The 12,844-nt window shown below is 60.5% G+C and carries 13 protein-coding genes and 1 pseudogene; 7 read left to right on the top strand and 7 right to left on the bottom strand.

The features are described from left to right. Positions 1-122: 122 nt before the first annotated feature. Complete coding sequence (locus K0P03_RS21540; RefSeq protein ID WP_272790623.1) at positions 123-989, bottom strand: LysR family transcriptional regulator; 867 nt, start codon at positions 987-989, stop codon at positions 123-125. 110 nt (positions 990-1,099) lie between these two features. On the opposite strand from K0P03_RS21540, the gene K0P03_RS21535 reads away from it, so the two are divergent. The 7 genes from K0P03_RS21535 (at position 1,100) to K0P03_RS21505 (ending at position 6,394) form a co-directional block, all read left to right on the top strand. Further along, a complete protein-coding gene (locus K0P03_RS21535) occupies positions 1,100-1,507 on the top strand; it encodes a VOC family protein (RefSeq protein ID WP_272790622.1) in 408 nt (135 codons plus the stop codon). After that, positions 1,504-2,175: an SDR family oxidoreductase gene (locus K0P03_RS21530; RefSeq protein WP_272790621.1), complete on the top strand. Its 672-nt coding sequence runs from the start codon at positions 1,504-1,506 to the stop codon at positions 2,173-2,175. Before K0P03_RS21535 ends, K0P03_RS21530 begins: the two co-directional genes overlap by 4 nt. A 12-nt stretch (positions 2,176-2,187) precedes the next feature. Further along, a complete protein-coding gene (locus K0P03_RS21525) occupies positions 2,188-3,363 on the top strand; it encodes an MFS transporter (protein ID WP_272790620.1) in 1,176 nt (391 codons plus the stop codon). 17 nt (positions 3,364-3,380) lie between these two features. Beyond that, positions 3,381-4,484, top strand: a complete 1,104-nt coding sequence (locus K0P03_RS21520) for an alkene reductase (protein ID WP_272790619.1) — start codon at positions 3,381-3,383, stop codon at positions 4,482-4,484. Beyond that, complete coding sequence (locus K0P03_RS21515; RefSeq protein WP_272790618.1) at positions 4,481-4,828, top strand: cupin domain-containing protein; 348 nt, start codon at positions 4,481-4,483, stop codon at positions 4,826-4,828. The genes K0P03_RS21520 and K0P03_RS21515 overlap by 4 nt, the downstream gene beginning before the upstream one ends. Positions 4,829-4,839: 11 nt before the next feature. Continuing rightward, the gene (locus tag K0P03_RS21510; RefSeq protein ID WP_272790617.1) at positions 4,840-5,241 is read left to right on the top strand and encodes a YbhB/YbcL family Raf kinase inhibitor-like protein; all 402 of its coding nucleotides are present in this window, start codon (positions 4,840-4,842) and stop codon (positions 5,239-5,241) included. Between the two features lie 595 nt (positions 5,242-5,836). Beyond that, positions 5,837-6,394 (top strand): hypothetical protein, encoded by a 558-nt coding sequence (locus K0P03_RS21505; protein ID WP_272790616.1) that lies wholly within the window; start codon positions 5,837-5,839, stop codon positions 6,392-6,394. 23 nt (positions 6,395-6,417) lie between these two features. Here K0P03_RS21505 and K0P03_RS21500 read toward each other — a convergent pair whose 3' ends face one another. The 6 genes and pseudogenes from K0P03_RS21500 to K0P03_RS21475 all read right to left on the bottom strand — a co-directional run bounded on the left by K0P03_RS21500 (position 6,418) and on the right by K0P03_RS21475 (position 12,694). Beyond that, on the bottom strand, positions 6,418-6,990 hold the full coding sequence (locus K0P03_RS21500) for a hypothetical protein (protein WP_272790615.1): 573 nt from the start codon (positions 6,988-6,990) through the stop codon (positions 6,418-6,420). A 129-nt stretch (positions 6,991-7,119) separates the two neighbouring features. Next, the gene (locus tag K0P03_RS21495) at positions 7,120-7,530 is read right to left on the bottom strand and encodes a SyrB-like regulator (RefSeq protein ID WP_272790614.1); all 411 of its coding nucleotides are present in this window, start codon (positions 7,528-7,530) and stop codon (positions 7,120-7,122) included. A gap of 720 nt (positions 7,531-8,250) precedes the next feature. Further along, positions 8,251-8,997 (bottom strand): annotated as a pseudogene (locus tag K0P03_RS21490) (IS110 family transposase); the annotation flags it as partial. Positions 8,998-9,099: 102 nt separating this feature from the next. Further along, positions 9,100-10,104: a site-specific integrase gene (locus K0P03_RS21485; protein ID WP_269704331.1), complete on the bottom strand. Its 1,005-nt coding sequence runs from the start codon at positions 10,102-10,104 to the stop codon at positions 9,100-9,102. Continuing rightward, the gene (locus tag K0P03_RS21480; protein WP_272790526.1) at positions 10,101-11,468 is read right to left on the bottom strand and encodes a tyrosine-type recombinase/integrase; all 1,368 of its coding nucleotides are present in this window, start codon (positions 11,466-11,468) and stop codon (positions 10,101-10,103) included. The genes K0P03_RS21485 and K0P03_RS21480 overlap by 4 nt, the downstream gene beginning before the upstream one ends. Further along, positions 11,465-12,694: a site-specific integrase gene (locus K0P03_RS21475; RefSeq protein ID WP_269704327.1), complete on the bottom strand. Its 1,230-nt coding sequence runs from the start codon at positions 12,692-12,694 to the stop codon at positions 11,465-11,467. The genes K0P03_RS21480 and K0P03_RS21475 overlap by 4 nt, the downstream gene beginning before the upstream one ends. Positions 12,695-12,844 lie beyond the last annotated feature (150 nt).

The following is a 12,844-nucleotide window of genomic DNA, read 5'->3' as shown; positions in this document are numbered from 1 at the left end:
CGGGCGACATCAAATAGCAGCGGCGGCATGTTCCTTAATTGCAGCCCGTGCTGATGCTGACCGATTAAGGCAGGATTGGCGGGGGACGGTTGAACCAATCCCGTCAACGAGATTAAGGATCATTAGATCCGTTCGGCGAGGAACTCAATGAATGCGCGGACCCGACGGATCGGATATGTGGCACGGGGGAAGAGAATTTGAAGGGCTGATTCAGAGGGTGGGGCAAATTCTTTCAACAGTTCAACTAGTGAGCCGTCTTCTAGGTTTTCCCGCACATCCCAAATCGATTTGAGGGCAATACCACGCCCTGCAAGGCACCACCGTCTTATCTGGGCGCCCGAATTGGCGATACGGTTTCCAGATACGCTTAACTCACATATCTGCTTACCAATGCGGAAAGACCACTCACGGTCCACGGCCTGCCCGAACTGCATGACGAGGCAATTGTGGTTGACGAGGTCATCCGGGTGCCGAGGTGTACCGTGTAGTTCAGTATAGGATGGCGCCGCGCAAATGACCCGGCGGTTGTCGCCGAGCTTCCTGATCATCAGGCTACTGTCCTTCAGGGCGCCGAAGCGTATCGCCAGGTCAAGCCCCTGTCCGACGATATCGACATAGCCATCAGACAACACCAGTTCGACGGTGACATCCGGGTGCAAGTCCATGAACTCGTCGATCAAGGGAACGATCCGGTTTTCGCCGAGATCGATTGGCGCGCTCAGACGGATCACGCCTGATAGCTGGTTAATTCCTAGCTTTACTTGCGTTTCAAGATCGTCGGCCTCCGCAACGAGCGTTCGGGCGCGTTCAAGCACCAACCGGCCTGCATCGGTCAAGCTTATGGAACGCGTAGTTCGATTGAGAAGCGTTGCGCCGTAATACGCCTCGAGACCAGCCAATCTGTCTGAGGCCGTTGCAGCCGACAGCCCGAAATCTCGACCGGCGGATGCGACACCCCGCTTTTCCACAATACGGATGAAAAACGCCAAGCTGTCCAATCGATCCATTATCCGAATATGCCGGATAATATTATCGAAATCTACTCAATTATCTTGGTTCTGCCGCTTCGCTATTTCTTCGAGCGAAAGGACGGCACCTCATGCAATTCGACCATCTCACCATCCGCACTCGCGATCTCGACGCCAGCAAGACGTTTTTCGAACAGGTGCTCGACCTCTCTGAGGGTCAGCGCCCGGCGATTATCCAGCGCATTCCGGGTTACTGGCTTTTCGACGGCGACCGGCCACTCGTGCATCTCATCGGAACAGTGCGCGGAGACCCCGGGCGCGCCGCAGAAGCGATTGATCACGTCGGCATTCGGCCCGACGGCTCCTACCACGATTTCCGCGCCCGCCTCGAACGGCTCGGCATTCCTTATTCGCTGATGGACGTGGCCGAGCTGCAGGAGCGCCGGGTCTTCTTCCACACCCCCGGCGGACCGCTCCTCGAAGCCGTTTTCGACGAGCCGGTACCCTCCCAACACAGTTCAAAGGACCAATCCCGATGACATTCACAGACACGTCCGTCTCCGTCGTCGTCGGCGGAGCTACCGGCATTGGCCGCGCGGTTGCCGAGGCGCTGAAAGCCCGCCCCGGCCGGGTCGAAATCGCTGGTCGCCGCAACAGCATCGACATCTCCGACGAAGCCTCGGTGGCGGCATACTTCAAGCAAGTCGGCCCGGTCGATCATGTGGTGGTCACCGCGGGGTCGAGCGCACCGGGTGGGGGCGTCACCCGGGTGGACCTCGGCGCGGCGAAAGCCGCCTTCGACGTCAAGTTCTGGGGATCGGTGATCGTCGCCCGTGAGGCCGCGAAACACATCCGCCCGGGCGGGACCATCACGCTCACTTCCGGGTTCCTCGCCCGCCGCACCGTTCCCGGTGCCTTCGTCAAGACGGCGATGAACGCCGCGCTCGAGGCGACGGCCAAGATGCTGGCGAAAGAGCTGGCGCCAATCCGGGTCAACATCGTCAGCCCTGGCCTGACCAGGACCGAAGCCTATTCCGGGATGGACGAAGCCGCGCGCGAACAGATGTTCGCAGGCGCCGCCGAACGCCTGCCCGCTGGCCGTGTGGCCGAGGCCGCCGACGTGGCCGCCGGCCATCTCTTTGTCATAGACAATCCCTCTGTCACCGGTGCCGTCATCGACATCGATGGCGGTGCGCTGATCAACTGAAGGACCAGAGGCATGTCACTCACCTCCAAGCTGCCGCTGCAGGTATGGATCCTGACACTGGCGGCCTTCGCCATCGGAACGGCTGAATTCGTCATTGCCGGCATATTGACCCAAGTTGCCGATGGACTGGGCATCACCGAAGGTCAAGCCGGTAATCTCATTACCGCCTACGCGCTCGCGATCGTCATCGGCGGTCCCATCTTGACCTTGTGGCTGGCGCGCTTTGGCAAGCGCAGGGTTCTAATCGGTCTGATGGTCTTGTTCGTTATCGCGAACCTGATCACGGCGCTGACGAGCGACTACAATGTCATTCTGTTGAGCCGCGTACTCGCCGGACTGACCCAGGGGCCGTTCTATGGCATCGGCGCCGTCGTCGCGACGCGACTGGTCGGCAAGGAACTGGAAGGTCAGGCGGTCGGCCAGATGTTCGCCGGGCTGACGCTCGCCAATGTGCTCGGCGTTCCGGGCGGTGCGTGGATCGGGAACCTCTATGGCTGGCAGGTTCCCTTCATGGTGGTGGCAGGGCTCGGCGTGCTGACGGCGATTGCGATCATGCTGGTCATCCCGCGCCAGGGTGCCGATGCGCCGCAAAGCGTGCGTAACCAGATCGGCGCTTTCCGCGACCGCAATCTCCTGGCGAGCTTGCTGATTACCGTTCTCGGCTGGGTCGGCTTCATGACTTTCTACGGATACATCGCCCCCGTTGCCGAACATGTGGCGGGCTTCAAGCGCTCGTCGTTGACCTGGCTGCTGGTCATCGTCGGCTTTGGCCTCGTCATCGGCAACAGCCTGGGAGGCAAGTCGGCCGATACCAATCTGCGCCGCGCCCTGATCGGATGGCCCGCCGCGACGATCGCCGCTCTGATCGTCATTGGCCTGGTCGCGCCGTTCAAGTGGCCCTTCGTCGTTGCGGCCTTCGTTTTCGGCATCGTCTCGTTTGCCAATGTCGCACCGATGCAGATGCGGGTCATGAAGTTCGGGAGTGCTGCGCCCGAACTCGCCGCGACCGCGAACATCTCGGCCTTCAACATCGCCAATGCACTTGGCGGCTTGATCGGCGGGGCTGTGATCGACAGCAGCTTCGGCGCCGCCGCTATTCCCTTCGCCGCCGCGATCGTACCGGTGATCGGCCTCCTCTTCATCCTCAGCCAGGAACACAAGCCCGCTCCTGTCGCCTGCAACGCCTGACCGAAAGGACTACCACAATGACTTCCTCTCTCTTCGAACCCTTCACCATCGGAACTCTGAACCTTCGAAACCGGATCGTCATGGCGCCGATGACCCGCTCGCGCTCGACCCAGCCGGGAGATGTGCCGAATGCGATGATGGCCGAATACTACGCGCAGCGCTACTCGGCCGGCGTGATCATCACCGAAGCCACCCAGATCTCTCCCGAGGGCAAGGGCTATTCCTTCACCCCGGGCATTCACTCCGACGAACAGGTCGCGGGCTGGACGCTGGTGACGAACGCGGTTCACGCCGCGGGCGGCCGGATCGTGCTGCAGCTCTGGCATGTCGGGCGGATGAGCCATGAGAGCTTCCATCCCGACGGCAAACCGGTCGCCCCTTCCGCCATCGCGCCGGGTGCGCAGGTGTGGATCGCCGATCCCGAGACCGGAGAAGGCGGCATGGTCGATTGCCCGACGCCACGTGGCCTGTCGACGCAGGAAATCGCGCGGGTCATCGACGATTACGGCAAGGCGGCGGAGAACGCCAAGGCGGCCGGTTTCGACGGGGTCGAGATCCACGCCGCAAATGGCTACCTGATCGACGAATTCCTGCGAGCGTCGTCGAACCATCGCACCGATGGATATGGCGGTAGCGTCGAAAACCGCATCCGCTTCGCGGTTGAGGTGGCCGAGACGGTGAGCAAGGTCATGGGGGCCGATCGCACCGGCATCCGGTTCTCGCCCTTCATCACGCAGCGCGGCATGGACGACCCGGAAGCGCCCGCCACCATCCTGACCCTCGCGAAAGAACTCGACCGGATCGGCCTTGCCTATATCCATCTCGCCGAGGCCGACTGGGACGATGCTCCGGAAACGCCACGCGACTTCCGGGTGGCGCTGCGTTCCGTCTTCTCCGGCAAGGTGATCGTCGCCGGCGGATACGACAAGGACAAGGCCGCGGCAATCATTGCCGACGGCCTCGCCGATGCGGTCGCTTTCGGCCGCCCCTTCATCGCCAATCCCGATCTGCCGCGCCGCTTCGCCGAAGGACTGACGCTGGCAGGGTTCGACGGGGCAACACTCTTCGGTGGCGATGCCGGAGGCTATACTTCCTATCCGGTCCACGGGGTCGCAGCATGACCGCACCGCTGACAGATCGGGAAATCGCGCAAGCCCGCGTGAACGACCGGATCGGCACAAATCTGGTGCTCGATACCGGGGCCATGCGCATCTGGCATCTGCGTCTGGCTCCGGGTCAGACCTTGCCCACGCATCGCCACGACCGGTCGTATTTCTGGACGGTGCTGACCGATGGGCGAGGCAGGTCTCGCTTCGACGACGGCCGTATCGCCAACATCAACTACCGCGCCGGCGACACGAAGCACTTCGATGATCTGAGTGCCGAAAACGGCTTCGTTCACGACCTCACCAACATCGGCGACGACGAACTCGTCTTCGTCACGGTCGAATTCGATGAAAAATAGAGGAAACTATCATGAAGACCATTTTTGCTGCCACAGCTGCGGCCACCACGCTCTTGGGCGTCATGTCGGCATCCGCCGATGAGTTCAACCTGACCAGCCCGGACTTGGCCGCCGGCGCGAGCATCGGCGCAAGCCAATATGCCAATGCGTTCGGTTGCTCCGGGGAAAATGCGCGCCCGGCACTGGCCTGGTCCGGCGCAACCAAAGGCACCAAGGGTTTTGCCGTGACCCTTTATGACAAGGACGCCCCGACCGGCAGCGGCTTATGGCACTGGGTTGTCACCGGCATTGCGGCTTCCGCAACCGGGATCGATGCCCAGGAACTGCCGGAGGGCGCGAAAGTCGGCATGAACGATGCAGGCGTCAAACAGTTCATCGGCCCATGCCCGCCTGTGGGCCGCCAGCATACCTAAGAGTACTCCGTCTATGCGCTGGATACCGACACGACACGCTGGGCGCACCGAACGATGCGACGGGCGCGCTGACGGGCTTCTTCCTCTGGCAGCACACGCTCGCCAAGGCGACGCTCGATTTCACCGCAGGTCCGCGCAAATAGCCAGCCGAATTACACATACACGAAAGGGAAGCACACCATGAAAGCCGTTGCACTCACCAAGTATCTCCAAGTTGACGATCCGGAGTCGTTTCTGGATGTCGAACTCGACACCCCTGAACCGACAGGGCGCGACATCCTGGTCGAGGTCAAAGCGATTTCGGTGACCCGGTCGATACAAAGATCCGCGCGCCCAAGGACAAGATCGAATAGACGCCGGGCGTGATCGGCTGGGACGCCAGCGGCGTGGTTGCCCGATGTCGAACCATTCCTTCGGCCGGCGAGCTTGCTCGCTTTCGAACTCGTCAGCCACGATCTGATCATCAGCGTCTCGTGCAAGCGAACCGGGCCGACATGTGCTGCTGCAAGAAGGTTGTGTTTTAGCACCAGCATCTGCTATTTGATCGCCTACGCGCCCTAGAGCGCCACATAGCTTCATGATCTGAGATATCTTCATGCGCTCGCAGCAACGCAACTTTGTCGTTGAATTCAAGTCCCGATCCCGGCAGAACAAGTCAAAGCCCACCTCTATATGGGGCGATACTGACCTGAAAGCCGTTGCACGTCAGGTCGAAGATCAGTCGGCGCACCTGTTTAAACGGTTCGAGGAAGCCGAACTGAAGAACGATACTCTTTTGCCAACCGATACGCTGCCTCACTTATCCGCTGCGGCGGCGATTGAATGTCCCGCCGATTTATTGGAGGGCAATGCGCCAGAGGTCGCCACAATATCAATCGCGCATGGCCCCGTAGACGCCCCTGTTGTTGAAACGCATCAGGCGAGTGAGCCCACTTTCATCGAGGCTTCCAAGGTTACAGCAAGAAGGAGAGCGATCCGACAGAAGCAGGCAAAGCGCTCTGCCGGCTTGCCCTCAGAACCGATGGATACATCAAGTTCAATTGCCGAACTTGCCGACCTAGAGGCGGAAAACAAGCGCTTGAAGGCATTGCTTCGCGAGCATCTGCTTGCAAGCAACAGGCGCCTCAAGGAAATGCTTCTACGCTTTTCGTGACACGGTTACGGATGCTCCCAGCCTCACGGCCCGCCGAAACGTGAAAGCAAGGCGCGCAGTTGCGCATTCTGGTGCCGCAGCTTCTCAGTTAACTTACGGGTCAAGGCGCGTATTTCTTCATCGACACCGGCAACCTCGATCTGAAATGGGTCGGCCTGTTGCCTTTCCGGTATGTCACGGCTCATCGGCCGCATTGTCATTCCGGTTGCGTCCTTGGCAGGGCTTCGTTTTCTTCGGTTGCCTTGCTTGGGCCTCGGTCTTGATGTTCTTAAGGGCGCCTCTTGCTCAAGTCCGTTCGAAGGTTTGTCTACGGGGGCGCCGACGAATTGGCGTTCCGCAGGCGCTCTTGGCCGATCATCGGGGACAGCATCCGAACCTGGAGCGCTGCCACTATCGATCAGGCTGACTAAAGGTGGAGAGGCACCTTTACCCTCAGGCGTCTCATCTGGTGCCAGTACCGGGATATATGGCGGCGCCTCTGGCGCGTCCGAAGTATCTGCCGATGATGTAGCGCCGTCAACCTTGACCGAAACCTGTTCTTCGGCCGCTTGACGCCTCGAAATCAGACTACTGATGATCTTCCAGGGTGACTTCATTGTGTTTCAACCTCGAGTGGGATCGCAACATGACGTCGCAAATCTCCCCTCCGGCTCACAGGTTGAGCCAGAAGCACACAGGGAATCTCTTTGAGCGGCCGAGCTGTTCCCCGTCGCGATTTTCGCCTCTTAGGCGATGCCCAGCCGCTTGCGCAGGTCCGTGTTTTCCGAGCGGAGCTTTTCAGCAAGAGACTGGCGAAGACGCTTGTTTTCTTCTTCCAACTGCAACAGTTCTGCCATCTCATCCATCGCCGACGCAGGCGCGATTGCGGCAGCAGCTTTGGTGGGTTTTCCAGGAGTGCGCCCTCGCTTGGCCTTGACCGGAGCCGGCTTGCTTACAGGAGCTGCCGAGTTGCCGGCTTTAGGACCACGCTTCTTGCGTTCCTTGACGGCCGCTTCCCCTTTGGGTGCTTCCTCAATCGCTGTTGCTTCAGCGATGGCTTTCGCGCGACGCGGTGCACGTGTTTTTTTCGCTACAGGCGCCACAGCATCAACCGATGCCACCTCGGATACTTCTGCCATATTCGTTTCGTCAGCCATAGTCGATCTCCCTCAAGCACACCATCCTTGTCCACCGCACGGAACGTCGTGTCAATACATTCCCCGAACTGCGGCTCAAGGCGCGAAGACAATGGCGAACAACGCGATGCAGTACACGACGCCAACATTAAGTTCGATGGCGCGGTGTTCCATGTTTCTGCTTTCCTTTCCGCTCAAACGCGCAAGTGCTGAAATAGCATTGACAGCGTGGCACACCGAAAATGCCAACACGATATCCAACTCCACGATGGCCAGGCTTCAACCTGAACTGATGGGGTGGATGCCCCCTCCAGCCGGCATCGGCATATGATGCCTGCTCAGCGCCATGGTGGCGCTTACGGAGGAGAGGCAGATGACAGCAGTCTACATTCTGGCGATTGACCTCGCGAAGCGTAGCTTTCAGGTCTGCGCGACGGATCGCGGCGGGGCGTGTGTGGATGCCCCCTGTTTGGCAAGAAGATTTTTTTGACGTCAGTCCGCGAACGAGGAATTCTATCGGTCGTGTGTCAGGCCTCATGATGTGGCCTGAGAGCCACGGGCCGGGATGCAGTTCGAAGAACAGAGACCACATCGGTTCAGAGAGCTTTGTGCTCGAGCGCCGGGACTGGTTTACCCCATTCTGAACATTGAAGTCCTTTCCGCATCGTTCCGTCAGTCGATCTTCTCACCGGGGCTTCTGGCCCCAGGCATCACCGCGTTGCTCTTCGAGAGAGCAGCGGATCACGCCATTCTGTAATTCTGCTCCCTCGTCATCATCGCCCAAATAATGCGGGCCATCTTGTTTGCGAGCGCGACAGCCGCGACCATTCGAGGCTTTCGTCCCAAAACGCCTCCCAGCCAATTGTCCGGCAACACGCCCTTGCGCACGATCCAGCGGATCAAGCTCATGGCTCCGACGATGAGCAATTCACGGATATCCGTTTGCCCCATCTTGCTCACGCCTCCCAGCCGGGTCTTTCCTCCAGTAGAATGCTGGCGGGGTACGAGGCCGAGCCAGGCAGCAAAATTCCGACCGCTTTTGAAAGCACGCAGATCGGGAGCAAACGCGAGGATTGCGCCCGCCGTCACGGGCCCGACGCCGGGAACAGTGCAAAGACGACGCATGTCTTCATTCGCCTTGGTGGCTTCTCGGAGCGTCAGCATCAGTCCGTCGATCTTTTCCGTCAGCAGCCCAATCTGATCCAAGTAAAGACGGCCAATCTCCCTGACGCTTTCAGGCAGATCATTCGTTTGGTCAGCGAGAATACCAACGACGGCAGTGAGATTGGCCGGTCCTTGCGCCACGGCGATCCCAAATTCGCCAAGGTGCCCACGCAACGCGTTAATAAGCTGCGTCCGCTGGCGGACAAAGCATTGATGGGTGCGGAAAGCCACGGCCCGAGCTTGGTGCTCTGCGCTCTTCACCTCGACATAGTGCATACTGGGGCGCAATGCTGCCTCGGCGATTGCTGCTGTGTCGGCCGCGTCACTCTTCTGGCGTTTGACTAATCACGAGGTCGTCGTAATGCGGAGGAGCGCGGCCTGATCGGCGGATTTTCGCCGTTCTTGTCGATGTTCCTCCGCATTATTTCAGAGTGTGTCGAGCCAGGCGAGCACGCTGGCATCGCGCTTCCAGGATGGCTGGCTGCCGGGTGTGGCTGGAACGGCGACCTTTTCCAGGGCTTTCCGCTTCGTTTCCAGATTGGCCCTGGCATAGTGGTTGGTCGTGTCGAGGCTGACATGACCGAGCCAGCTTCGGATGACCGTAATGTCGACGCCGGCCGAGATGAGGTGCACGGCGGTGGCGTGCCGGAAGGCGTGTGGCGTTACGTGCTTGGCACGCAGCGTTGGCATGGTTTCGGCCGCCGCCTTCACGTAGGCGGCGAGCTTGAACCGGACCCCGGAGGCGCTGAGCGGCTCGCCATAGCGGTTGACGAACAGCCGCTGGTCGGGCGCCCGTGGTTGCCGTTCAAGCAGTTTCCGCAGCAACATCACGGTTTCTGGCCAGAGCGGACAGATACGTTCCTTCCGTCCCTTACCGGTCAAACGCACGCAACTCGGGCTTTCGAACCGGATTGCTTCTGGGCAAAGGTCGAGCGCTTCCTGTATTCGTGCGCCGCTGTTGTAGAGGAACGAGAGCAGCGCATGATCCCGCATGCCCTCAATGGTCGAACGATCTGGCTGAGCGAGGATCGCCGTCACTTCCGCCGGATCCAGATAGCTCGGTTCCGACACCGGAGCGCGCTTGATCGGTATGTTGAGGATTTCCACGCATTGCGCGATCGATCCAGGATCCCTTGTGGCCACGAAGTGGAAGAAGCTGCGGATCGCCGCAAGCCGGCAGTTGCGCGTGCCGATCGTACCGCCACGGTCATGTTCGGCGTGACTGAGGAACGCGGCGACCTCGCTGGCGGCCAGATCGGCCAGCGTGATCATAGCCACCTTCTTCCCAGTACGCTGGGCGACGAACCGGAGCAACAACCGCCAGGTATCGCGGTATGATCGGACTGTATGGATGGATGCGTTGCGCTGCTCGACCAGCCATTCGTAGAAGAACGCGCGCAGCAGGGCCGGGAACCGGTCAACCTTGCTCATGGCCGCATCTCCTGCCCCATGCTGAGGCACGGTGCGCCAACTGCCCGGAACCGCTCATTCGCGTAATGCAGCAGCTCCTGCGTGACGGTGATGTAGACCAATGTAGAGTTGATATCCCTATGGCCGAGATAGGTCGCGAGGAACGGCAGGCGATCCTGCGGGTTGACACCCGTCCGGTACCATTCCAGGATTCTGTTCACGACCATCGAGTGGCGCAGGTCATGAACGCGAGGGCCCGCTTTTCCTCGCAATGGCTTCAACCCAGCGCGACGTATGACGTCAGAGAGCAACCACGTGATCATTTCCGGCGTGTAGTGACCGTCGCCTCGCTCGTGCCAGAACAAGCCGGAGCGCGCGTCCTGTGATCCACCGGCACGACGCCGTGCATCGACGTAGGCGCGAAGCTCGACTACAACGCTGTCGGGAAGCGGCAGTATCCGAGTCTTGAAGAACTTGGTCTGCCGGACGGTTACCGTACCGTCCCGCAGGTCAACGTCACCAAGATCGAGCCGGGCAAGCTCGCCGCGCCGCAAGCCTGCGCAATAGGCCAGCAGCAGCATTGTGTACATGCTCAGCGGCCGAAGCGGCACCCGTGGAGACGGATAGGTGCGGGCAACCTCGAGCATCCGCCGCACGTCGGCAGGCGAGTAGATATGAGCCTTTCGCCATTGCCTGGCCGCCTCCTTCCTCGGTCTCGGGTCCGGTCGCCGCACAGGTATCGACGGGTCGCGGTGACGAAGGATTTTCGCAAAGACGCGTTTGAGCTTTTCGCATTCCTCCACTTGGTGACGCGTGACATTCGTTGCCGCCCATCGATCAACCATGGCGCTCAGCGGTTCGGCCTCCGGTCCCGGATGCAGCTGCAGGAACCGGTCGAACCGCAAGAGCAACAGGGGCTGCGAAGTGTATTTGTATCCTCTGCGCCGCATCATCGCGACATGCTCAGCCATCATTTCGCCCAGCACGCTGCCGAACGGCCTGGGCTGGCGCAGTTCGGCGAGAGCCTGTTCCGGATCCCGCGACGCCAATGCCCGCCAGATGGGCATGCACTGCTTGATATTGCACGCATCTCGCAGAGCGGTGACGGGATTGCGTTCGATCGCGCCGATTTCCACCAGGCGTTCGAGGAACCGGTCAATGATGCGGGTGCGGTGTAGCCGCGTCGTCGCTGCCCAGCATTCGGCCGATTTACGCAGCCACGCAATCAGCACTTCCTGACCGAGTGCATCGTAACGTTCGGCCACATCCTGGAAGCCATGCAGGACCTGCCGATAACAGGCTCGGCTTTTCATGCTGTGCAGATCAAGGATCGCGACATGGCGGTCAATGATCGCGCGGTCGGGATCGGGCCAGCGGGCGGTCATGCCAGCACCTCCATTCCCGGCACGTCAAGCGCAATGGCCCTGAGGTCCTCGGTGGCGAGCTTGAGGTAGGGAGCCGTCGATCCCGTCGAACGGTGCCCCAGCACGTCGCCGATGACCTTTTGAGGCACCGCGACCCGCAACATCTCAACAGCGCGCGCATGGCGGAAGATATGGGGTCCACACTTACCAGGCGGTTGGACACCAGCGTCACGGAGCCACCGGCGAACCACGCTGTAAAGCTTGTCGAGCTTGCGATAGGGCGCGCGCGTGCGGAGGAAGATTTCCCTGGCGTCCGTCACGGGCCGCCCGGAACGCAGATAAGCAAGCAACGCTTCACCGACCGGCTCCATCAGGGGCAGCGATGTGCTGGCCCGCGTCTTGTGGTGGCGAACATGGATGGCTTCCGTCCGCCAGTCGATGTCCTCGATCCGCAGATTGCGGATCTCTCCAGACCGTAGCCCATATGTTGCAAGGAGTTGCAGGATTGCATGGTCCCGCAGCCCCGCTGGCGTCTTGTCCGCCCTCGCGGTTTCCAGCACCGCGGCGATCTGGTCTCGCTCCAGGATTGAGGGCACTCCTTCATATGCATAAAGCGTCGGAGCTATCACATGCCCTGACAGGTCCGTTGTGACGCGACCCGTGATGTGGAGATATCGCAGCAGCGAGCGAAGCCGCTCTGCGACAGACTTCAGCGAGCAGCGCGTCAGTTTCGGCGCGCGCAGATCCATGTAACGGTCTACGTCAACGACGCTCAGCCCCGCCAAGCCGCCGCTTCCGTAATCGATCTGCCAGGCAAGAAAGTTCCGGGCTTCCCACATCAGCGCTGCGACGCTGGAGCGAGCCAACCCGCGTTCCTCACGCAGCCAGATTTCGTATTCGTCACAAACTGCAAATCGGGCCACATCGGCCGCGCAGATAGGCTCGATTGCTGGCGGCCATTGACCGTGAGCAAGTCGCAACAGCGCATGAATTCCGGAGCGCGGAACCTCGTGCCAGCGTGCGCCGGGACGTCGACCACGCTCCTTTTCGAACTTTACGATCGCGTGCCGCAGGTATTGCTCTACCTGCACGTCGATCACGTCTGCGACCAGGATGCCCCGCTGTCCCAGATAATCGAGAAATCCAGATGCGTAGGTGCAGTAATTCCTCACCACGACCGGGCTGTATCGCTGACTGATAAGGGAGGAATTGAGTGCGGCAATTAGTTCGTGACGGATATAGGGCATTGGCGAGTCCTCTGTTGGTCGATTGACCCGCAGAGGTTCGGCACCGAATAATGCAAAGCAAGCCGATCGGAAAACAGCGAAAATCCGCCGATCAGGCCGCGCTCCTCCGCATTACGACGACCTCGTGATTAGTGAAGTTATGGCGAGGTG

Source organism: Shinella sp. HY16 (genome assembly GCF_028534175.1).
GTDB lineage: Bacteria > Pseudomonadota > Alphaproteobacteria > Rhizobiales > Rhizobiaceae > Shinella.
Note: the sequence above shows the minus strand (reverse complement) of the source record. Positions and strands in the feature narration are given on the sequence as shown.